22 protein-coding genes are annotated in these 20,974 nt (G+C 68.0%); 4 read left to right on the top strand and 18 right to left on the bottom strand.

Annotated elements, in window-relative coordinates; all coding sequences use genetic code 11:
- Positions 1 to 25 precede the first annotated feature (25 nt).
- From OG405_RS04875 to OG405_RS04865, 3 genes are all read right to left on the bottom strand, one after another.
- The gene (locus OG405_RS04875; RefSeq protein WP_327150437.1) at positions 26 to 889 is read right to left on the bottom strand and encodes a GNAT family N-acetyltransferase; all 864 of its coding nucleotides are present in this window, start codon (positions 887 to 889) and stop codon (positions 26 to 28) included.
- 115 nt (positions 890 to 1,004) lie between these two features.
- Positions 1,005 to 2,162 carry a flavodoxin-dependent (E)-4-hydroxy-3-methylbut-2-enyl-diphosphate synthase gene (gene ispG / locus OG405_RS04870; RefSeq protein ID WP_327150436.1) on the bottom strand — a complete coding sequence of 386 codons (1,158 nt, stop codon included), beginning with the start codon at positions 2,160 to 2,162 and terminating at the stop codon, positions 1,005 to 1,007.
- A 166-nt stretch (positions 2,163 to 2,328) separates the two neighbouring features.
- Positions 2,329 to 2,592, bottom strand: a complete 264-nt coding sequence (locus tag OG405_RS04865) for a DUF2631 domain-containing protein (protein WP_327150435.1) — start codon at positions 2,590 to 2,592, stop codon at positions 2,329 to 2,331.
- Positions 2,593 to 2,687: 95 nt separating this feature from the next.
- Between OG405_RS04865 and dxr the strand changes: the two genes are divergently transcribed.
- The gene (gene dxr / locus OG405_RS04860) at positions 2,688 to 3,827 is read left to right on the top strand and encodes a 1-deoxy-D-xylulose-5-phosphate reductoisomerase (protein WP_327150434.1); all 1,140 of its coding nucleotides are present in this window, start codon (positions 2,688 to 2,690) and stop codon (positions 3,825 to 3,827) included.
- Between the two features lie 125 nt (positions 3,828 to 3,952).
- Positions 3,953 to 5,155: a M50 family metallopeptidase gene (locus tag OG405_RS04855; RefSeq protein ID WP_327150433.1), complete on the top strand. Its 1,203-nt coding sequence runs from the start codon at positions 3,953 to 3,955 to the stop codon at positions 5,153 to 5,155.
- Positions 5,156 to 5,186: 31 nt separating this feature from the next.
- On the opposite strand, the gene lhgO is transcribed toward OG405_RS04855, so the two are convergent.
- Together lhgO and rlmN are read right to left on the bottom strand one after the other, a co-directional pair.
- Positions 5,187 to 6,395: an L-2-hydroxyglutarate oxidase gene (gene lhgO / locus OG405_RS04850; protein ID WP_327150432.1), complete on the bottom strand. Its 1,209-nt coding sequence runs from the start codon at positions 6,393 to 6,395 to the stop codon at positions 5,187 to 5,189.
- Positions 6,396 to 6,492: 97 nt separating this feature from the next.
- Entirely contained in the window at positions 6,493 to 7,602 is a 1,110-nt protein-coding gene (rlmN, locus tag OG405_RS04845; protein WP_327150431.1) for a 23S rRNA (adenine(2503)-C(2))-methyltransferase RlmN, read from the bottom strand.
- A gap of 134 nt (positions 7,603 to 7,736) precedes the next feature.
- Between rlmN and OG405_RS04840 the strand changes: the two genes are divergently transcribed.
- Complete coding sequence (locus OG405_RS04840; protein ID WP_327150430.1) at positions 7,737 to 8,129, top strand: LapA family protein; 393 nt, start codon at positions 7,737 to 7,739, stop codon at positions 8,127 to 8,129.
- Between the two features lie 2 nt (positions 8,130 to 8,131).
- Here OG405_RS04840 and OG405_RS04835 read toward each other — a convergent pair whose 3' ends face one another.
- The 6 genes from OG405_RS04835 to OG405_RS04810 form a co-directional block, all read right to left on the bottom strand.
- Positions 8,132 to 9,142 carry a phosphatidate cytidylyltransferase gene (locus tag OG405_RS04835; RefSeq protein ID WP_327150429.1) on the bottom strand — a complete coding sequence of 337 codons (1,011 nt, stop codon included), beginning with the start codon at positions 9,140 to 9,142 and terminating at the stop codon, positions 8,132 to 8,134.
- A gap of 192 nt (positions 9,143 to 9,334) precedes the next feature.
- Entirely contained in the window at positions 9,335 to 9,892 is a 558-nt protein-coding gene (gene frr, locus OG405_RS04830) for a ribosome recycling factor (RefSeq protein WP_327150428.1), read from the bottom strand.
- A gap of 51 nt (positions 9,893 to 9,943) precedes the next feature.
- Positions 9,944 to 10,672, bottom strand: coding sequence for a UMP kinase (gene pyrH, locus OG405_RS04825; protein WP_062996251.1), 729 nt, complete (start codon positions 10,670 to 10,672; stop codon positions 9,944 to 9,946).
- Positions 10,673 to 10,967: 295 nt separating this feature from the next.
- On the bottom strand, positions 10,968 to 11,792 hold the full coding sequence (gene tsf / locus OG405_RS04820; RefSeq protein WP_327150427.1) for a translation elongation factor Ts: 825 nt from the start codon (positions 11,790 to 11,792) through the stop codon (positions 10,968 to 10,970).
- A 149-nt stretch (positions 11,793 to 11,941) separates the two neighbouring features.
- On the bottom strand, positions 11,942 to 12,817 hold the full coding sequence (gene rpsB, locus OG405_RS04815) for a 30S ribosomal protein S2 (RefSeq protein ID WP_327150426.1): 876 nt from the start codon (positions 12,815 to 12,817) through the stop codon (positions 11,942 to 11,944).
- Positions 12,818 to 13,886: 1,069 nt separating this feature from the next.
- On the bottom strand, positions 13,887 to 14,432 hold the full coding sequence (locus OG405_RS04810) for a hypothetical protein (protein WP_327150425.1): 546 nt from the start codon (positions 14,430 to 14,432) through the stop codon (positions 13,887 to 13,889).
- A gap of 197 nt (positions 14,433 to 14,629) precedes the next feature.
- Here OG405_RS04810 and OG405_RS04805 point away from each other — a divergent pair, with 197 nt between their 5' ends.
- Positions 14,630 to 15,130 carry a M23 family metallopeptidase gene (locus OG405_RS04805; RefSeq protein ID WP_442790722.1) on the top strand — a complete coding sequence of 167 codons (501 nt, stop codon included), beginning with the start codon at positions 14,630 to 14,632 and terminating at the stop codon, positions 15,128 to 15,130.
- A gap of 17 nt (positions 15,131 to 15,147) precedes the next feature.
- On the opposite strand, the gene OG405_RS04800 is transcribed toward OG405_RS04805, so the two are convergent.
- The 7 genes from OG405_RS04800 to OG405_RS04770 all read right to left on the bottom strand — a co-directional run bounded on the left by OG405_RS04800 (position 15,148) and on the right by OG405_RS04770 (position 20,874).
- Positions 15,148 to 15,519 (bottom strand): hypothetical protein, encoded by a 372-nt coding sequence (locus OG405_RS04800; RefSeq protein WP_327150424.1) that lies wholly within the window; start codon positions 15,517 to 15,519, stop codon positions 15,148 to 15,150.
- 47 nt (positions 15,520 to 15,566) lie between these two features.
- Positions 15,567 to 15,890 (bottom strand): DUF202 domain-containing protein, encoded by a 324-nt coding sequence (locus OG405_RS04795; protein WP_327150423.1) that lies wholly within the window; start codon positions 15,888 to 15,890, stop codon positions 15,567 to 15,569.
- A gap of 10 nt (positions 15,891 to 15,900) precedes the next feature.
- Positions 15,901 to 16,254 (bottom strand): YidH family protein, encoded by a 354-nt coding sequence (locus OG405_RS04790; protein WP_327150422.1) that lies wholly within the window; start codon positions 16,252 to 16,254, stop codon positions 15,901 to 15,903.
- Between the two features lie 444 nt (positions 16,255 to 16,698).
- Positions 16,699 to 17,622, bottom strand: coding sequence for a tyrosine recombinase XerC (locus OG405_RS04785; RefSeq protein ID WP_327150421.1), 924 nt, complete (start codon positions 17,620 to 17,622; stop codon positions 16,699 to 16,701).
- 197 nt (positions 17,623 to 17,819) lie between these two features.
- Entirely contained in the window at positions 17,820 to 19,010 is a 1,191-nt protein-coding gene (dprA, locus tag OG405_RS04780; protein WP_442790660.1) for a DNA-processing protein DprA, read from the bottom strand.
- Complete coding sequence (locus OG405_RS04775; protein ID WP_327150420.1) at positions 19,007 to 20,518, bottom strand: YifB family Mg chelatase-like AAA ATPase; 1,512 nt, start codon at positions 20,516 to 20,518, stop codon at positions 19,007 to 19,009. Before OG405_RS04775 ends, dprA begins: the two co-directional genes overlap by 4 nt.
- Complete coding sequence (locus tag OG405_RS04770) at positions 20,518 to 20,874, bottom strand: YraN family protein (RefSeq protein ID WP_327150419.1); 357 nt, start codon at positions 20,872 to 20,874, stop codon at positions 20,518 to 20,520. Before OG405_RS04770 ends, OG405_RS04775 begins: the two co-directional genes overlap by 1 nt.
- Positions 20,875 to 20,974: the final 100 nt, after the last annotated feature.

The raw sequence follows: 20,974 nt of genomic DNA, 5'->3' as shown, positions 1-20,974 counted from the left end.
TGCGGCACACCGGATCCGGTCCGGATCAGTCGAGCAGAACCGTAGCGAAGGTCGCGATCTGCCGGAATCCGACCGCCCGATAGGCGCGCCGGGCCACCTCGTTGTAGTCGTTGACGTACAGGCTGGCGGTCCGGCCCGAGGCGACCACCGAGTTGGCCACCGCGGCCGTGCCCGACGTCCCCAGGCCCTGTCCCCGGTATTCCGGATGCACCCAGACGCCCTGGATCTGTCCGGTACGCCGGGATTGGGCGCCCACTTCTGCCTTGAACACGACCTCGCCGTCGGCGAACCGTGCCCATGCCCGGCCGGCCTCGATCAGCCCGGCCACCCGGCGCCGATAACCGCGGCCGCCGTCCCCGGCGCGCGGATCGACGCCGACCTCCTCGATGAACATCGCGATCGCCGCCGCGAGATACCGGTCCAGTTCCTCGGGGCGGACCTGACGAACCTCGCTATCGACGGCCGAGCTAGCGGAATCGGTGAGTGCCAGCAGCGGCTGCGCACCCCGGATCTCACGTTCGGGACCCCAATGATCGGCGAGCATCTCCCACAACGGCAGCGCCAGTTCCTGCCGCCCGACCACCGACGAGCACATCCTCGGCCAGCGGATCGCGCGGTCGGCAAAAGCGCGTAGCGCGTCGCGTCCGCCGCGTAGCGGAATGAGATTCACCCCGGAAAAACACAGCGATTCCGAGGGCCCGCCGTGACTCCACAGCTCACCCTGACCGCACCGGTTGTCCAGTCCGTATTCCTGCAACCGGGCGGCGACCATACAGGTGGCCACCGGATCGTCGTCGAGGACCCGGAGAACCGGCGCCAGGTCCCGCTTGGCGAGCTGGCGCGCGGGAACGTATTTCGCACGCCGGGTCGGCTCCAGCAGACTCCGCACCTACAACAGCCTGCCATGAACCGCGCCGGGACGGTACGTATATCCAGAAAGCGTGTATCCGAGCCGGACAGCGCCGCCCGGCCCGCCGCGTCGGCGGGCCGGGCGCGCGGGGCACTCAGCCCACGTTGACGACCGGTTGCCCGGTCTCGGCGTCCGCACCCATCTCCTCGGCGATACGCATGGCCTCCTCGATGAGGGTTTCCACTATCTGCGCCTCAGGTACCGTTTTGACGACCTCGCCCTTGACGAAGATCTGGCCCTTACCGTTTCCGGAGGCAACGCCGAGATCGGCCTCCCGGGCTTCACCCGGACCGTTCACCACACATCCCATCACCGCGACCCGCAACGGCACCTCCAGGCCGTCCAGACCCGCGCTGACCTCGTCGGCGAGGGTGTACACATCGACCTGCGCGCGCCCGCACGAGGGGCAGGACACGATCTCGAGTTTCCGGGGGCGCAGGTTCAGCGACTGCAGGATCTGCCCGCCGACCTTCACCTCCTCCGCCGGCGGCGCGGACAACGACACCCGGATGGTGTCGCCGATACCTTCGCTGAGCAGCGCACCGAACGCGACCGCGGATTTCACGGTGCCCTGGAACGCCGGCCCCGCCTCGGTGACGCCGAGGTGCAGCGGGTAGTCGCACTGCGCGGCCAGCTGCCGGTACGCCTCGACCATCACCACCGGGTCGTTGTGTTTGACCGAGATCTTGATATCGCCGAAACCGTGTTCCTCGAAGAGGCCCGCCTCCCACAGCGCCGACTCCACCAGGGCCTCCGGGGTCGCCTTGCCGTACTTGACCATCATCCGCTTGTCGAGAGACCCGGCGTTCACTCCGATCCGGATCGGGATGCCGGCGTCTCCGGCCGCCTTGGCGACCTCTTTCACCCGACCGTCGAATTCCTTGATATTGCCCGGGTTCACCCGCACCGCCGCGCAACCCGCATCGATGGCAGCGAAAATGTAGCGCGGCTGGAAATGGATATCGGCGATCACCGGGATCTGCGATTTCTTCGCGATCGTAGGGAGCGCGTCGGCATCTTCCTGCCGCGGGCACGCCACCCGCACGATATCGCAGCCCGACGCGGTGAGTTCCGCGATCTGCTGCAGGGTCGCGTTCACATCGTGCGTTTTCGTCGTCGTCATCGACTGCACCGAGATCGGGTGGTCGCTGCCCACACCGACACCACCCACCATCAACTGACGGGTTTTGCGCCGCGGTGCGAGCACCGCGACCGGTGCGGTCGGCATCCCCAATCCGATTGTGCTGGTCACTTTCGGCTGCCTACTTTCGTACTGGTCCGGCGGTCGGTGCCGAGTCTAGTCCCGCCCCGACCGGGCGCCGTCGAGAGATCGGCAACAGTCACAACCGGCACCGGCGCGTCACCGTGCCGTAACCGGCGGTTCGCCGCGCGGTACCGCAGCCTTCGGAGACCCCCGGTTACCGGGGTTTCCGACGTAACAGCACGTCCCGGATGACGAGACCGGCCAACGCCGCGGCGAAGCCGATCAGGTAGAGATCCTCGACCTTGCCGTCGTGGTTTCCCCAGAGCATGCCCAGCAGGATGATGATCACCACGACCGCGGCCACCTGGAACGTCCTGCGGGATTCTCCACTCCAGCCCCAGGCCGCCGACGGAACCTCTGCGGGGTCCACCTTGGTGACAACTTTGTCGCTGGTGGTTTCGACTTCCGTGGCGGCCACGATCGCTCCTCCTCGAGAGAACGGATACTGCCCGATATCGTGGCATACGACCGCCCGTCGTAGCCAGCAGGGGCACGGTCGGTGACAATGGGCGGGTGTCAGATCTCCGCAGAGTCCTCCTGCTCGGCAGCACCGGGTCCATCGGCACCCAGGCGCTCGAGGTGATCGCCGCCAACCCGGACAGATTCGAAGTCGTCGGCCTCGCCGCGGGTGGCGGGAACACCGAATTGCTCGCCGCGCAGATGGCCGCCACCGGTACCACCGCGGTCGCGGTGGCGGATCCGGTCGCGGGAGCCGAGCTGGGAGTCCCGTTCACCGGCGCGGAAGCGGTGACCGAACTGGTCCGGCGCACCGAGGCCGATATCGTGCTGAACGCGCTGGTCGGATCGCTGGGCCTGGAGCCGACCCTGGCCGCGCTGGAAACAGGCGCGACTCTGGCGCTGGCGAACAAGGAATCGCTGGTCGCCGGCGGATCACTGGTCACCCGGGCCGCCCGTCCCGGCCAGCTCGTCCCGGTGGATTCGGAACATTCGGCACTGGCACAGTGCCTGCGCGGCGGCCGGGCCGACGAGGTCGGCAAACTCGTGCTCACCGCCTCCGGCGGGCCGTTCCGCGGCTGGTCCGCCGAGATGCTGGACGGGGTGAATCCGGCCGAGGCGAAAACGCACCCGACCTGGTCCATGGGCCCGATGAACACCCTCAATTCGGCCTCACTGGTCAACAAGGGGCTGGAACTGATCGAAACGCATCTGCTGTTCGGCATTCCCTACGACCGCATCGAGGTCACCGTGCATCCGCAGTCGATCGTGCACTCCATGGTCACCTTCACCGACGGCTCCACCCTCGCCCAGGCCAGCCCACCCGATATGAAGCTGCCGATCGCGCTGGCACTGGGGTGGCCGGACCGGGTCCCCGGGGCCGCCACCCCGTGTGATTTCGGCACCGCCGCCACCTGGACCTTCGAACCGGTGGACGACGAGGTCTTCCCAGCTGTGGAACTGGCCCGCGAGGCCGGTACCGCCGGCGGTTGCGTCACCGCCGTGTACAACGCCGCCAACGAGGTTGCGGTACAGGCATTCCTCGACGGCCGGATCCGGTTTCCGGAAATCGTGCGTACCGTGCAGCAGGCCGTTCGCGATGCCGGTCAGTGGCGCGCCGAACCCACCGAACTCGCCGAAGTACTCGCTGCCGACGAATGGGCCCGCGACCGGGCCCGTATCCTCGTACAGCGGTAACCGGTATCGCGGATTGTCGAGTCACGGCACGCGGGCGGTTACTGTGGACACGTGCTCGCGGCCGCTCCGGTCTCCGTGCGGGCCGGGAGTAATGATCTGCGCACCGCAGGAGGGCTGTAGACCACATGCTGTTCGTGTTGGGGTTCGTGCTGTTCGCCCTCGGCATCACGATTTCGATCGCGCTGCACGAATGCGGGCATATGTGGACCGCGCAGGCCACCGGTATGAAAGTGCGCCGGTATTTCATCGGATTCGGTCCGAAGATGTTCTCGTTCCGGCGCGGCGAAACCGAATACGGCGTGAAATGGCTCCCGCTCGGTGGGTTCTGCGATATCGCCGGGATGACGGCGCTCGACGAACTCGAACCCGAGGAAGTCGAACGCGCCATGTACCGGCAGGCCACCTGGAAACGCCTCGTCGTGATGTCGGGTGGGATCGGGATGAACTTCCTGCTCGGTTTCCTCCTGATCGTCGTCCTGGCGGTCGGCTGGGGTCTGCCCAACCTGAACCAGCCACCCGAGACCACCATCGGCGATATGAGCTGCGCCGCGCCGCAGAACCCCGACCGGACCCTGGGCACCTGCACCGGTCCCGGTCCGGCCCAGCGGGCAGGCCTCCAGCGCGGCGATGTGGTGACCGCGATCAACGGCGAAGAGGTAGACAGCTGGACCGAGTTCCAGACGCTGACCCAGCAGCAGAACGGCCCGTTCACCTACACCGTCGACCGGGACGGTCGGTCGATGGATATCGAGGTCGTTCCCGAACAGACCATGCGCTACCCCCGTGACGGCGGCCCGGGCCGGGAAGTGAGCGTCGTCGGCGTCGGCCAGGAGTTCTACGAGCCGGTCCAGTACGGCGTTCTCGCCGCGATTCCCGCCTCGGCGGCATTCACCGGCGAGATGTTCGTCCGTACCTTCCAATCCCTGGCCCAGATGCCTGCGAAGGTCGCATCGTTGTGGGACGCGGTGACCGGGGGCGAGCGCGACGCGGATACCCCGGTCAGCGTGTACGGCGCCAGCAAAATCGGCGGTGAGACCGCGGAGCGCGGCTACTGGAATATGTTCATCCTGGTCCTGGCCAGCCTGAACTTCTTCCTCGGCGCGTTCAACATCCTGCCCCTGCTGCCGCTGGACGGCGGGCATATCGCGGTGGTCCTGTACGAGAAACTCCGCAACACCTTCCGCGGCTGGAAAGGTCTGGCCCCGGGCGCACCGGTCGACTACCTGAAACTGCTACCGCTCACCTACGTCGCGGTCGTGATCGGCGGAGCGTACATGCTGCTCACCCTGGCCGCCGACATCATCAACCCGATCAACCTGTTTCCCTGACCCGCTCGGCCTCTATCGTTGATCTGAGCCGTCAGCGCGCTGTGGTGTCCTTGCCGAGGACGTTCACGATGTATTCGGCGATGGCGAGCGAAGAAGTCGCCGCGGGCGACGGGGCATTACGGACCGCCGTGACCGGCCCGAGCCGGTCGATCCGGAAATCGTCGACCAGGCTGCCGTCCGAGTCGAGGGCTTGAGCACGGACCCCGGAACCACCGCGCACCACATCCGCGGCACCGATGGCCGGAATATAGCGCTGCGCTCTGCGCATATACGCGGTCGTCGACAGCGAGCCGTACATCTCCCCGATCCCGGTGCGCCAGTGCTGCCGCGCCATCCGGCGGAACCCGGGCCAGCGCACCGTGCCCGCCAGGTCGCGTAGCGAGAAGTCGCCGCGCCGATAGCCTTCCCGGGCGAAAGCGAGTACCGCATTGGGGCCGATCTCCACTGCTCCGGACACCCGCCTCGTGAAATGCACCCCCAGGAACGGGTACCGCGGGTCCGGTACCGGATAGACCAGTCCGCGCACCATATCCGCTTTCGCGGCAACCACATTCATGTACTCGCCGCGGAACGGCACGATACGTGGCGCTGGATCGGCACCGGCCAGGCCGGCGACGGTATCGGCGTGCAGGCCCGCGCAGATGACCACCCGGTCCGCGCGCAGGACCTCTTCGCCCAGGGCGAGATCGATTCCCGACACCGTCCGGACGATTCCGTCCACCCGCGACGACAAGCGCACCTCCCCACCGGAATCCACAAGATCCGCGGCGAAGGATTCCGCGACCCGGCCGAAATCGGTGATAGCGGTGTACGGCGAATACAGCGCGGTGATCCCTTCGGCGAACGGCTCGATCTCGCCGATCTCGGCCCGGTCCACGCGCCGCAGTCCGGGGACCGCATTGTCACCTGCACGCGCCTGCAGGGCTTCGAGGCGGGGCACCTCGTCGGCGTCCACTGCGATCACGAGTTTGCCGCATTCGTCGTAGGGCAGGTCACGTTCGACGCAGTAGTCCCGCAGCAGCGACCGGCCCCGCGCGCACAGCACGGCCTTCAAACTTCCCGGCTGGTAGTAGATCCCGGCGTGAACCACCCCGGAGTTGTGGCCGGTCTGGTGCGCGGCTACGCGATCTTCCTTCTCCAGCACCACGATCCGGTCATCGGGACGCCGCCGGGCGAGCTCCCGCCCGATCGCCAGCCCCACGATTCCGCCGCCGACGACCGCAACGACTCGCTCACCCACGCAATTGCTCCTCACACCAGTCCGCTCGTATCTGCCGGACTCGGTGATACCAGGGCAGTTCCAGCGCGTCGAACGGGATCGTGACCGCGCAGGCCACTCAGCCCTCTGCCGCCAGTTGACCGCAGGCCGCGGCGATCTCCTGGCCGCGGGTATCGCGGACCGTACACGGAACCCCCTGGGCCTCGACGCGGCGGACGAATTCCCGCTCCACCGGCTTCGGGCTGGCATCCCATTTGCTGCCGGGAGTCGGGTTGAGTGGGATGACATTGACGTGGACCCGGGAGCCGAGCGCCTTGTGCAGCTTCTGGCCCAGCATTTCCGCACGCCACGGCTGGTCGTTGATATCCCGGATCAGCGCGTACTCGATGGATACCCGGCGGCCGGACTTGTCGGCGTAGTACCGGGCGGCATCGAGGACCTCGGCCACCGGCCAGCGGTTGTTCACCGGGACCAGGGTGTCCCGGAGTTCGTCGTCGGGGGTGTGCAGGGACACCGCCAGAGTCACCGAGAGATCCTCGTCGGCGAGTTTGCGGATCGCGGGAGCCAAGCCCACGGTCGAGACCACCACATTGCGCTGGGAGATCCCGAGACCGTCCGGAGCGGGCGCGGTGATGCGGCGTACCGCGTTCACCACCCGTTTGTAGTTCGCCAGCGGCTCACCCATCCCCATGAACACGATATTCGACAGGCGCCCGGGACCGCCGGAGACAGCACCGTCGCGCAGATCGGCCGCGGCGGAGCGGACCTGGTCGACGATCTCGGCGGTGGAGAGGTTGCGGTTGAGTCCGCCCTGCCCGGTCGCGCAGAACGGGCAGGCCATGCCGCAGCCGGCCTGACTGGAAATGCACAGCGTGGCTCGGTCGGGGTAGCGCATCAGCACGCTTTCCAGCAAAGTCCCGTCACCGGCTCGCCACAACGTCTTGCGAGTCTCCCCGGCATCGCAGGCGATCTGCCGGACCGGGGTGAGCAGCGGCGGAAACAGCGCCTCCGCCACTTTCTCACGGACCGCGGCCGGGAGATCGGTCATCTGCTCGGCATCGGCCTGCAGCCGCCCGTAGTACTGCCGCGCGACCTGATCGGCGCGGAACTTCGGCAGGCCGAGCTCGGCCATCGCGGCCCGGAGGCCGTCGGCGTCGAGGTCGGCCAGATGACGGGGCGGCATACCACGGCGCGGCGCGTCGAAAACCAGGGGCAAGGAGACGGTCATAGTTCTACCAGTGTGTCATCTCGGTGAATGTGATCCGTGCCGAGCCGCCTCACAGGGCGAGCGACCCCGGACCGATACCGACCGGCGGGCCCGAAATCCGTGCGCAGCCGATAGCTGTCGGCAATCATCGACATATGGCGACCTCTGACGACCGAACACCCGAGACCCGCGCGCTGCCGAAGGATCCCCCGTCCACCGGACCCCTGGGCGCACCCGGTGAGCACGAACCGGCACCCGATCTCACCGGCGGAAAGCCCACGGGCAAGACCCGGCGGCGCAAGGGGGTGGAGAAGTCCCGCGTCGGCAACGCCTGGATCGCACTGATCGTGGCGGCGCTGCTCGGTATCGTCCTGCTGATCTTCATCTTGCAGAACTCCGAGAGCGCCGACGTCGAAATGCTGTTCTGGAACTTCTCGCTACCGCTCGGGGTGACGATCCTGCTGTCGGTGATAGCCGGCGCACTGGTGATGGCCCTGGTAGGCGGGGTCCGCATCGTCCAGCTGCGGCGTGCCGCGCACCGCGGCTGACCTCAGATCAGGGTGCTGAGCACCAGCCAGGACACGAAGGCCGAGGGCAGCATCGAATCGAGCCGGTCCATGATGCCGCCGTGCCCGGGCAGCATGGTGCCCATATCCTTGATGCCCAGCTCACGTTTGATCTGCGATTCGACCAGGTCACCGAGGGTAGCAACCACCACCAGGCCGATCCCGAGGACGACGCCGATCATCGAATTGGCGTCGAGCAGCAGCGTGACGGTGAGCAACCCGCCGATGATCGCGAAAACCAGCGAACCCCCGAAGCCCTCCCAGGATTTCTTCGGGCTGATCGAGGGCACCATCGGATGACGGCCGAACAGCACTCCGGCGACATAGCCGCCGACGTCCGAACACACCACCAGGATCATGAAGGTGAGCACCCGTAGATTGCCGTCGGGTTCTTCCAGCAGGAGCAGGACCGCGAACGACGCGAGCAGTGGAATCCAGGCCAGGGTGAACACGGTGATGGCGGTATCGCGCAAGAAATTGCGCGGGGCAGTACTCAGGCCGTGGTCGAACAACCGCCACACCATGCAGACCAGCGCCGTCGCCGCGAACGCACCGGTGACACCGCCCGGGCCGAGCGGCCAGCCCAGCCAGAACACCGCCTGACCACCGACGATCAACGGGGTACGGGGTACCAGCACATCGGCTTCACGCAGCCGCTTGGCGACCTCCCAGGTGGCGATACCGATCGCGACGCCCGCGACGCCGATGAACACCTTCGGTACGAAGATCAGGACGGCGATGCACAACATCCCGAGCGTCAGTCCGACCGCCAGGGCCGCGGGTAAGTTCCGGCCCGCGCGTGAGCGCCTGGGCTCGGCGCCCGCAGACGCGCCGGTCGATGCCGGTGTCGGTTCGGATATGCCCTCGGCCGGCGGCTGCGGTCGGGCCGCACCGGTCGCGGCGGCTTTCTCGGCCACGATTGTCCCGTCGCTCAACTCGTCGTCGTTCCGTTCGTTCCCACCCGAAGCGGGCGTCGCTCGCTCCGCTGTTCCCATTGTGCGGCAGTCCACCGGCCAGGGTGCCGGGTCGACCGCCGATCCGATGCCCGCTCACTACGGACACCGCGTTCCGCGCGACACCTACCGCTCGCGCCGCTCTCGGACGATCCTGTGCGCCGGGCGCGCGCCCGGCACGCCTGCGCAAGGTACCACCGCGAATCCGGCGGGCCGATAGGCCCGTCTCCTCGCTCAGACCTCTAGCAGTTCGGATTCCTTGTGCTTCACCAGTTCGTCGATCTGGCCGACATATTTGGCGGTGGTCTTGTCCAGTTCCTTCTCGGCGCGCCCGACCTCGTCCTCGCCGGCTTCGCCGTCCTTCTGGATCCGACCGAGCTCTTCCATGGACTTACGGCGCACGTTGCGGATCGCGACCTTGGCGTCCTCGCCCTTCTGCTTGGCCTGTTTGGCCAGTTCCCGGCGCCGTTCCTCGGTGAGCTGCGGAATACTGATCCGCAGGATGTCACCGTTGTTGGTCGGGTTCACACCGAGGTCGGAGTTACGGATCGCGGTTTCGATCGGACCCAGCTGCGCCTGTTCATAGGGTTTGACCACCACCATCCGCGGTTCCGGCACGGTGATACTCGACATCTGGGTGATCGGGGTCGGCGATCCGTAGTAGTCGACCACGACCCGGGAGAACATGCCCGGATTCGCGCGCCCGGTACGGATTCTGCCGAGATCGTCCTTCGCCACCGAGACGGCCTTCTCCATCTTCTCCTCGGCGTCGAAGAGCGCTTCTTCAATCACGACCGTTTCCTCCACTGCGTCGTCATCGTCATGACCCGCGGGCCCGCGGTATCAGGATCGAACCAATGTGCCGATCTTCTCACCGGCCACCGCTCGGGCGATATTGCCCTTGGTCAACAAATTGAACACCAGCATCGGCATCTGGTTGTCCATACACAAACTGAACGCCGTCGCGTCGGCGACCTTCAGATCGCGTTCGATCACTTCCTTGTGCGTGATCTCGTGGTACATGGTGGCATCGGGATCCAGCCGCGGATCAGCGTTGAACACACCGTCGACCGCCTTGGCCATGAGCACCACCTCGGCGCCGATCTCCAGCGCCCGCTGAGCCGCCGTGGTATCGGTCGAGAAGTACGGCATACCCATCCCGGCACCGAAGATCACAACGCGACCTTTTTCCAGGTGCCGCTTGGCACGCAGCGGCAGATACGGCTCAGCCACCTGCCCCATGGTGATGGCGGTCTGCACCCTGGTGTCCACACCCTGCTGCTGCAGGAAATCCTGGAGCGCCAGGCTGTTCATCACGGTCCCGAGCATGCCCATATAGTCGGATCGGGCGCGTTCCATGCCGCGTTCCTCGAGTTCGGCGCCGCGGAAGAAGTTCCCGCCGCCGATCACCACCGCGACCTGCACTCCGGAACCGACGATCTCGGCGATCTGCTCCGCCACGGTCTCCACCACGTCGGGATCCAGACCCACCGCACCGCCACCGAACATCTCACCGCCGAGTTTCAGCAGTACCCGGCGATATCCTGGGCGGTCGGTCCCCGGGTGTGTCATCGGTTGGCGTCTCCTTCGGCAATCGGTGTGTTCTTCGGTGATCGTGCTCGTGGTGATGGCGAACGCGCGGTGGTCGCCGGGGTCCGGATACCGTCCGTCGCCTTCGCCGACCGGGTCCGGGCGCGAAGGTGGCACGCCGGTTTCGGCACCAACAGAAAGCGGCCTCTATCCTGCCCTACTCCGCCGCGCGCCCCTGTACTAGGTCCCATCGCGGGACGAGTTCACAGCCGATCTCAGAACGAAACCCCCGTCGCGGTGGACGCGGCGGGGGTTTCCTTCTGAGCCGAGGATCGGATCAGGCCTGTCCGACCTCGAAGCGGGCGAATGCGGTGATGGTGACACCGGCTTCGTCCAGCAGCGCCTTCACTGTTTTCTTGTTGTCGGTGACCGACGGCTGCTCCAGCAGGACGACGTCCTTGAAGAAACCGTTGACGCGGCCCTCGGTGATCTTCGGGAGAGCGCCCTCGGGCTTACCTTCTTCGCGGGCGGTCTGCTCGGCGATACGACGCTCGTTCTCGACGATATCGGCGGGAACCTCGTCGCGGGTGACGTACTTGGCCTTGAGCGCGGCGACCTGCATGGCGGCGGCACGAGCGGCTTCGGCGGCCGCGTCACCGGAACCGGTGTACTCGACCAGCACACCGACGGCCGGCGGCAGATCCGACGCACGCTTGTGCAGATAGGTGGCGACCGGACCGTCCAGGGAGACGACGCGACGCAGTTCCAGCTTCTCGCCGATCTTGGCGGCCAGCGCCTGCAGCGCCTCATCGACGGTCTGACCGTCAAGGGCCACGACCTTGAGCGCGTCCACATCGGCCGGCTTGGCGACCGCGGCGGCGGCGACGATCTTGTCGGCCAGCTCCTGGAACTCCGCGTTCTTGGCGACGAAGTCGGTCTCGGAGTTGATCTCGACCATCACGCCGTCTTTGGCGATGACCAGGCCCTCGGCGGTGGTGCGCTCGGCCCGCTTGCCGACATCCTTGGCGCCCTTGATGCGCAGCAGCTCCACGGCCTTGTCGAAATCGCCGCCGGTCTCGACCAGTGCGTTCTTACAATCCATCATTCCGGAGCCGGTGAGCTCCCGCAGCCGCTTCACGTCAGCGGCGGTGTAGTTCGCCATCGGGGGCGAGCCTCCTTCGAGAAAGTCTGGTACCGGGCAGTGGTGGTCACGGCTCGGCGAGCCGTGACCACCACTGTGGGAAGTTCGGTTCGGCGGCGCCCACCACGGCAGTAGCCGGTGAGCGCCCGCCGAACGCGAGGTTACGCGACTCAGGCGTCGGCCGGGGTCTCCGCAGGAGCCTCAGCAGAGGCCTCGGCGGGCGTTTCGGCCGGGGCCTCTGCCGGCGTTTCGGCCGGGGCCTCGGTGCTCGGGGCGGCCTGAGCCAGCAGTTCCTGCTCCCACTCCGGCAGCGGTTCCGCAGCGGTCGCCTCGGGCTTGTCGTCGCCGCCGGAACGGCCGGCCCGGGCCTGCACGCCCTCGGCCACCGCGGACGCGACGACCTTGGTGAGCAGCGCGGCCGAGCGGATCGCGTCGTCGTTACCCGGGATCGGGTAGTCGACCAGGTCGGGATCGCAGTTGGTGTCCAGGATCGCGATGACCGGGATGTTCAGCTTGCGCGCCTCGCCGACGGCGATGTGCTCCTTGTTGGTGTCGACGACCCAGATGGCCGACGGCACCTTCTGCATATCCCGGATACCACCGAGGGTGCGGTCCAGTTTGTTCATCTCACGCGTGAGCATGAGAATTTCCTTCTTGGTGCGACCCTCGAAACCACCGGTCTGCTCCATGGCCTCGAGTTCCTTGAGGCGCTGCAGACGCTTGTGAACGGTGGAGAAGTTGGTGAGCATGCCACCCAGCCAGCGCTGGTTCACATACGGCATACCGACCCGGGTGGCCTCGGCCGCGATGGACTCCTGCGCCTGCTTCTTGGTGCCGACGAAAAGGACGGTGCCGCCGTGCGCGACGGTCTCCTTGACGAATTCGTAGGCCTTATCGATGTAGGTCAGCGTCTGCTGCAGATCGATGATGTAGATGCCGTTGCGGTCGGTGAAGATGAACCGCTTCATCTTCGGGTTCCAGCGACGGGTCTGGTGCCCGAAATGCGCGCCGCTGTCGAGCAGCTGCTTCATTGTTACGACAGCCATAGCTCCCGTATCTCTCTTTCGTTGCCGGTTGACGCAGCGGGCCGGCGGCCTGCTGCCCTGGCACCACAGAACGCTCGGACCCGATCCGTGGATCGGGACCAGCCGAGACATTCCCCTGTTCCGGAATTGCGCTGACCTTCACCGGCTCCGACAGGAGTTCGGTGGGGCAGCGCCGTATGAACAAGCACGGTGGTGCGCGAAGTCGGTCGGTGCGAACACGGACCGCTCGGCCAGTTTACGGCGTGGGCTGCGCGAACTGGAAATCGCCCGGTCGGATCACCTGCGGGGCGGTCATCCGAGGGCACGAATGAAACATTCATTATTCACAGCGGGCGAGTTGTCCACAGGTAGCGGAATTGCGGGTTCCGGGCCGGTCCCGCCGCGGGCAGGCTGAGCATATGACCTGCGAAACCACTATCACCGGCGCCGATGCGGCGACCGCGGCGGACCTGGATCTCCCACCCGCGCCACGGAGCTGGCCCCATATCGCGCGCCGCGAGCGGACACCGGATACGGGCGAGCACCCGACCCGTCCCCTGCCGGTATGGCCGCGGCGAACCACCGAGCAACCAACCGGACGGCGCGATATCTATCGCGGTCGTGGTGCCCGGCGCTGCACCGGCCGGGCGGGCAACGCGGACGCTGCATCGGCGACCATCTCACCCGGGCACTCCGCTCATCCGACCGGGGAGCGGTCGACGGGCCGGCACCGAGCCGTATCCACGGCTCGGTCCGCGGAGCGCGCGGTGTCCGCTCCTTCCTACCCTGCGGGGCCGAGCGACCTGGAACGGCGAGCAAGGCGATACGAGCGCCGGATGACCAACCGGGTGGACGCGTGCCCTCGGAGCGACCGTGCGCCGGGTTCGCCGGATCCAGGACCGGCCCGGTGCTCGCAGCGAACCACCCCGGCACGCCCGACCCGATTTCCCGCCGTACAACCCGGCCGGCCAGCATTTCCCGGGACGACGCCGGTACGACACGCGCCCGACCGGCACCTCCGGCGTTCCCCGGGGAGGAATCCGATTCGGCGGCCCGAAGTGGACAACCGCCGGGTTTCCGGAACCGGCCTTCAGCGCCGGGCAGGCCGCCAGGGCGCAGCGGTGGCGCGACGGAGACTGGATACGTTGATCGGAACGGCGCTGACCACGGCGCTCATCGCTATCCCGCTCGGTCCGGGGAGCACAGCTGCCGCCTCTACCGGGGAATCCGCCGCGTGGGCAGCACACTCCGGATCGGAGATCGGCCGGGCGGCCCGCGCGATCTCTGTCCCGGCCCGTGCCCGCACGGCCCACGCCGAATCGGCCGTAAGCGGATCATCTCTCGACCGCGTGCCCGGCCCGAAATCGACGACCGGCGCAATCGCCGGCGTGAGTACACCGGATACAGCCGTGGCCGATCCGGCTGTCCCTTCGGTCGAGGCCTCATCCGGTCCGCCGGACAGCGGCACAACCGCGACCGCCGGCGAATCCTCTTCGACCGATGTGGTGGTCGGTTCACCGACCGGGTCGAGCCGGGGAGGTGGTTGCGGGACCGGCTCGAATTCGGGTTCGGTGACCGGGTCGGGGCCGCTGTGCCGGGAGATCCCACTGCTGCGGAATCTGGTGCGCGAGCTCATGCGGCTCGCGCCGCGGCCCATACCACCGTGTCCGTGCCCCGGCCGTGCGCGATGACCCGGATTCCCGACCGTTCGGTGTGGTACCCGCCCGGCGCCCGGATCGGTGGAGAGCGAGCCGTAATCGCCACCAGCGAGCCGGCCAGACAGCGGGGAACCACCCGGCCTTCGGGTCGGTTCGCCTCGCGACAGCGGCGGTTCTGTCGGCCACCGCACTGATCTCTCCAGGGTTCGCGGCGGCCGGCCCGGATACCCGGTTCGACTGGCCGTTGCGTCCACATCCGGTGGTCGGGCGGCCGTTCGATCCACCCGAGCAGGACTGGCTGCCGGGCCATCGCGGCGTGGACCTTGCCGGTACCCGTGGGCAGGCGGTCTACGCGGCCGGTCCTGGGACCGTGGTCTTCGCTGGGAAGGTGGCCGGAAAACCAGTGGTGGCGATACTTCACGCGGGTGGTTTGCGAACCACATACGAACCGGTCGAGGGCGAGGTGCGGGTGGGCAGACGGGTCACCCGCGACACTCGGATCGGCGAACTGGCCGCCGGTCATGGGGGATGCGCCGCACCGGCCTGTCTGCATTGGGGTCTGCGCCGGGAGAGCACCGCGCACGCATCCCGGGAATACCTCGACCCACTCGGTCTGCTCCGCAGAACCCCGATCAGGCTGAAACCGGTGGAACCGGACCGGCCGGGCGGCAACTGAGAGTCTCGCCCGAACCGTCAGACGAACGACGCGAGAGTGGCGGCTTCGGCGCGCAAGACCGCGGCCCGGTCGGAACAGCCCGCGGCCTCGTAGCCGGAAGCGGCGGACACACGGTCGGCGATCTCGGCGCGCACGATCTCGGCGATCGCATTCTCATCGAGGTCGCGGCGCTCCACCTCGGCCGAACCCGGTCCGATCGGGGCTGCCTCCACTGCGCCGCCGCGGTGATCGCCGATATCGACCGCTTCCGCGTTGTCGATGGCGGCGAGCACGGCGCGGAGCACCGAAACCGTCTGTCGGTCGCGGGCCTTCATCGCGCCGGTGAGCGCTGAGCGGAGCTGGACACGCAGTAAGGACCCACCTGCTGTTCCAGGCTCTCCGGTCGTCATGGTGGCAACCTATGCGTCGAGGCCGGAGACTGTCCACCGTCATCTTTTCACCCCGGCGGTCCGGGGTGCACCATCACATATCCGGCGACGACCAGCCCCACGATCGTCACTGCGGCGGCCACCGATCGGATCGTCACCACCGCCGAACCAGCGGCTCCGAGATGAAGACGGCGATTACGCCGGTATCCCGATGCGGCGACGAACAGCAGGACCAGACAGGCAACGCCGGGCAAGAGCGCGGCCGGATCCCACCCCTCCTCGAAAACTGTGCGTAGGAGCAGAAGGGCGACCGCCACGCATCCCAGACAGGTACGCCGCCAGGACAACGCTGTTCGTTCCGCGGCCAGCCGGATCTCGATCGAATTCGTCACGGCGCTGTCCTCAGTGCAGAAGTACGGCTATGCAGGCGAGCACCGCCACGAAGGCTGTCCCGGCGGACAGCACCGGTACCAGCACTGTGCCCGGCAGTGGCCGCCCCTGATCCATCGCTACCCGGATCCGCCTCCAATGCAGATACGCACCGACCGCGACGACCAGCGAAAGCGCCAGGCAACTCACGGCCAGCGCGGTGCGGAAATCGGTACTCCACTGCTCTTGCACGACCGCGTGCACCGCCACCCCGCCGGCCAGCAGACCGAGCGCCGTGCGGATCCAGGACAGGAATGTGCGTTCGTTGGCGAGCGTGAACCTGTAGTCGACTGCCGGGCCCCCGGTTTCCTCGCGAGCCGGACTCATCCGGCGATCGCGCTGATAGTGTTCTGCACGCTCACCTCCCGCTGTACCGGTCGGCCGCAGTTGGACGGCTCCGCAGGACAGCGTAAGCGCCGTGCTACGACGCGTCCAACGACCGCCTCCGGTCATTGCGTATCACGTGATCCGTTCGTATCTCTGCGGGTGCGGCTCCCGGCACCGTGACGTATCGAGCGAGGGCACTGCACGCACGCACGAGTCGGCTGGGGATATCAGGGGCATCCACGCGGGCACCTGACGGACTGCGCGGATCGAGCCACCCGGCGCCCATTCCTCGACGGGGCCGTGAACCGGGTCCGGGGTCATCGAGGGCACGCTGCCGCCGAGTATTCGTCCGAGAACACCTTCCCGGTTCCTGAATGGTTGCGATCAGTACGCCGTCGACTGCACCCCGCGGTTGTGGTGAGACGGTCACGGCACTCTGGATATTCAGGCCCGGGGGTGGGCCTGGTCATGAACCTTTCGCAGCCGGTCGATGGAGACATGGGTATACAGCTGCGTGGTGGCGAGGCTGGCGTGCCCGAGAAGCTCTTGGACGACTCGCAGATCGGCGCCGCCTTCGAGGAGATGAGTGGCCGCGGTGTGCCGGAGACCGTGGGGGCCCAGATCGGCGGTGCCCGGAACCGCGGAGACCACCGCGTGCACCACCGTTCGAGCCTGCCGTTGGTCGAGTCGGCGACCGCGGCGGCCCAGCAGAAGTGCGCGACCGGAATCCGGTGCGGCCAGCGGAGGCCTTCCGTAGCGCAACCATTCGCCGAGGGCGTGGTCGGCGGGGCCTCCGAACGGTGTGGAGCGCTCCCGGTTGCCTTTGCCCAGAACACGCACCAACCGCCGCTCTCGGTCGATATCGTCGATATCGAGCCCGCACAGTTCACCGACCCGGATCCCGGTGGCGTACAACAACTCCACGATGAGCCGGTCCCGCAGCGCCATCGGATCGTGTTGCTCGGCACCCGATTCGGCAGCATTCATCACGCGCCCCGCCTGCTCCTGTCCGAGAACGGCGGGCAGGCTGCGATGGGCTTTCGGCGCCGCGAGCCGGAGGCCGGGGTCCACGGCCAGCCGGCCGGTCCGGGTGAGCCACGCGGTGAACGCCCGGGCGGCCGAGGCCCGCCGCGCCATACTGGTGCGGGCGGCGCCGCGATCCGCGTGCGCCGCCAGCCACGATCGCATGGCCGGCAGATCCAGCTCCCGCACCGAGGCATCGGCGGCACAGTCGACCAGATGCCCCAGCAGCGATCGGACATCACCGAGGTAGGCGCGCACCGTATGCGCCGACCGGTTACGACCGAGCAGCAGATGTCGCCCGTATTCGGTCAGTAGGGCTTCGAGATCCTCGGGCAACTCGCGCACCGTCTTACCGTTACCCCCGCGCCCCCGAAGCGCAAGCCCACGCGCCGATATCCTCGCGCGCCCCGCATCCCCACGGACGCGGCCCGCGGGGCGTGCTTCCGATCAGCGGTCCCACCTGGGCAACCCCTGTCCGAGTTCGGAGCCCCTGTTCCGGCGACGATTCGGGTCAGCGGCGCAGTACCGGGTGACTTCCGGGTTCATTCTCCTCCTTTCTCCGCCCGGTCCGATCGGAACCAGCCCGCGTCGCTACGGGCGGCCACTCCCGCAAGATCGAGTGCTACGAGGGCGGCCCGTACCTCCGCCGACTCCATTCCGGTCGCGGCGGCAATCTCGTGCGGCCACCTACCACCGGTGTCGGGAAGGGCCGCAAGGATCTGTGCTGCGACACCGCTGGGACGACCGTCTCCGGACGACTCGGACCCGGCGGTGCACGGCAGATGCAGGGGTGCGACTTCGGCCAGTACGTCCGCCGTACCGGTGACGAGCACCGCTTCCCCATCGCGGATCATCCGATGGCAGCCCGCGGAGGCTGCCGAATCCACCGATCCCGGCACGGCGAGCGCGGGTCGCCCGATCCGGCGAGCCCATTTCACGGTGTTACGGGCCCCGCTGCGCATTCCCGCCTCGACGACCAGCACACCGTCGGCAAGAGAGCCGATCAGCCGGTTCCTGGCCAGGAAATGGTGTTTGCGGGCGGGCGTACCGGGCGGGTATTCGCTCACCACCAGACCGGCTTCGGCGATCCGGGCGATGAGGCGATCGTGGCCGGCAGGATAGGGCCGGTCGGCGCCGCAGGCCAGGACTGCGATGGTGGCCCCACCGACAGTCAGAGCAGCCCGGTGCGCGATGCCGTCGATGCCGAAGGCCGCGCCCGAGACGATGGTCCAGCCGCGGGCCGCCAGTTCCCCGGCGATCTCACCGGCGATCCGATCGCCGTATCCGGTGCTGCATCGGGCTCCGACCACCGCCAGCGCGCGCTCGGTGAACTCGCTCAGATTCCGTTCGCCACGGACCCAGAGCACCAGCGGTACCGCACCGTCGGGGTCGCGGCCCGGGAGCAGCTGGGCGAGCCCGAGCAGTCGCCAGGCCGGCCATTCGGCGTCATCCGGGGTTACCAGCCGACCACCACGGGCATGGATCGTCTCCAGATCCCGTGCGGCCGTGTCGACATCCCGCCGCCGCGCGGTCGCGTCACGCAGAACCTGCGGCAGCGCGTGTTCGCGCACCGCCCGCGCCGCCTCCCGCACCCCCACCGAGTCGATCAGCGCAGTGAGTGCCGGGCACGGCCCCAGCACCACCCGGGACAGGTATGCCCAGGCCAGCTGCCGCTCCTCGCGCTCACCCACGTCCACCCGCACCGGCGGCGAGCCGGTACCGGCGGCGTTCACCGGGGACTCCGCTGCCGGAAGTCGAGCGCTTGCATCACATCGTGCGCGGTGGGCCTGTCGGCGCCCCGCAGATCGCAGACCGTCCACGCGACCCGGAGCGCCCGGTCGGCGCCACGCGCCGAAATCCTGCCGAGCCGCAGCGCCGCTTCCACCGGCGCCGTCGCCTCGGCGGGCAACGGAAACCGCCGACGCAAGGCATACCCCGGAACTTCTGCGTTGGTGCGCCACCCGTCGTCATGCCATCGAGCGACGGCGGCGGCCCGGGCGGCGATCACCCGGCCACGGACGGTCGCGCTGTCTTCGGATTCCGCTGCCGCGAGACCGGCACCCGATACCGGATGCATCTGCAGCCAGATATCGATGCGGTCCATCAGCGGACCGGACAGCTTGCCCAGGTAGCGGCGGCGAGCGAGCGGAGCGCAGATGCAGTCGACGTCGCGGGCGGGGGCACAGGGGCACGGATTCGCGGCCAGTATCAGCTGGAATCGTGCCGGGTACCGCGCCACTCCGTCGCGACGCGCGATCCGCACCTCACCCTCCTCCAGCGGAGTTCGCATCGCCTCGAGCACTTTGGCGCCGATCTCGGCACATTCGTCCAGGAACAGCACGCCCCTGTGGGCCCGGCTGACCGCGCCGGGCCGCGCCTGCCCCGAGCCACCACCCACCATGGCGCTCACCGAGGTCGAATGGTGCGGCGCGACGAAGGGCGGGACGGTGATCAGCGGTTGTTCGTCCGAGAGAGTGCCTGCCACCGAATGGATGGCGGTGACCTCGAGCGCTTCGTTCTCCGACAGGGGCGGCAGCACCCCGGGCAGCCGCTGCGCCAGCATGGTCTTCCCGATACCGGGCGCTCCGGTGAGCAGCAGGTGATGTCCGCCGGCGGCAGCGACCTCGAGCGCCCAGCGGGCCTCGTGTTGTCCGGCGACATCGCGGAGGTCCCCCGTCGGGGCGGGCAGTGGCGTCAGGAGGGTCCCCGAGGATTCCTCGAGACCTCCGTCTCCACGCAACCAATCGATCGCGGCGCGCAGATTGGGCGCACCCAGCACCCGGACCCCGGCGACCAGGCCCGCTTCCGGCAAGGCTTCCTCCGGGACCACTACGGTCTTCCGACCCGCCCGGCGGGCCGCCAGTACTGCGGGCAGGATTCCGCGTACCCGGCGCAACCGCCCGTCGAGCGCGAGTTCACCCAGCAGCACTGTGCCCGCGAGCCGCTCCGAGGGCACGATATCGGCGGCGTCGAGTACTGCGGCCGCCAGCGCGAGATCGTAGACGGAGCCGACCTTGGGCAGCGTCGCCGGCGACAGCGCCAGGATCACCCGGCCATCCGGCCATTTCTCGCCGGTATTGGCTACGGCCGCTCGGACCCGGTCCCGGGATTCCTGCAGCGAGGTATCCGGCAGACCGACCAGATGCACCGACGGCAGGCCCTGGCCGATATCGGCCTCGATCTCCACGACCTGCCCGTCGATCCCACGCACCGCGATCGAGCAAGCCCGGCCGAGGGGCATCAGAACACCGCCCGGAGGTGATCGATAACGGGGTCGGCGCTGCGTGAGAGCACGATCGCGACCACGTCGAACCGGATCCGCTGCCACGGCCCGTCCTGTTCGGTGAGCCAGAGCAGCGCCAGGCGGCGGATCCGCCGGCGTTTGTCGTAGGTGACGGCCTCGGCCGGGGTTCCGTAGCCGAGCCCCGATCTGGTTTTCACCTCGACGAACGCGGTTACCCCCGCATCGCGGACCACCAGGTCCAGTTCGCCGTATCTGCACCGCCAGTTACGGCAGACGATCTCCATCCCGGCGGCCTGCAGATACCTGGCCGCCAGTTCCTCCCCTTGTGCGCCGAGCGCCGCGTTGTGTCCCACCGGCACAGCATCCGCGGTGACTCCGCGGCCGATCCAGCGGCGAACTGCGGAAACAGCAGATCTGTGGACAACTCGGGACCTGTGGACAGGTCACCCGGCG

The sequence above is a fragment of the Nocardia sp. NBC_01329 genome (genome assembly GCF_035956715.1).
Taxonomy (GTDB): domain Bacteria; phylum Actinomycetota; class Actinomycetes; order Mycobacteriales; family Mycobacteriaceae; genus Nocardia.
Note: the sequence above shows the minus strand (reverse complement) of the source record. Positions and strands in the feature narration are given on the sequence as shown.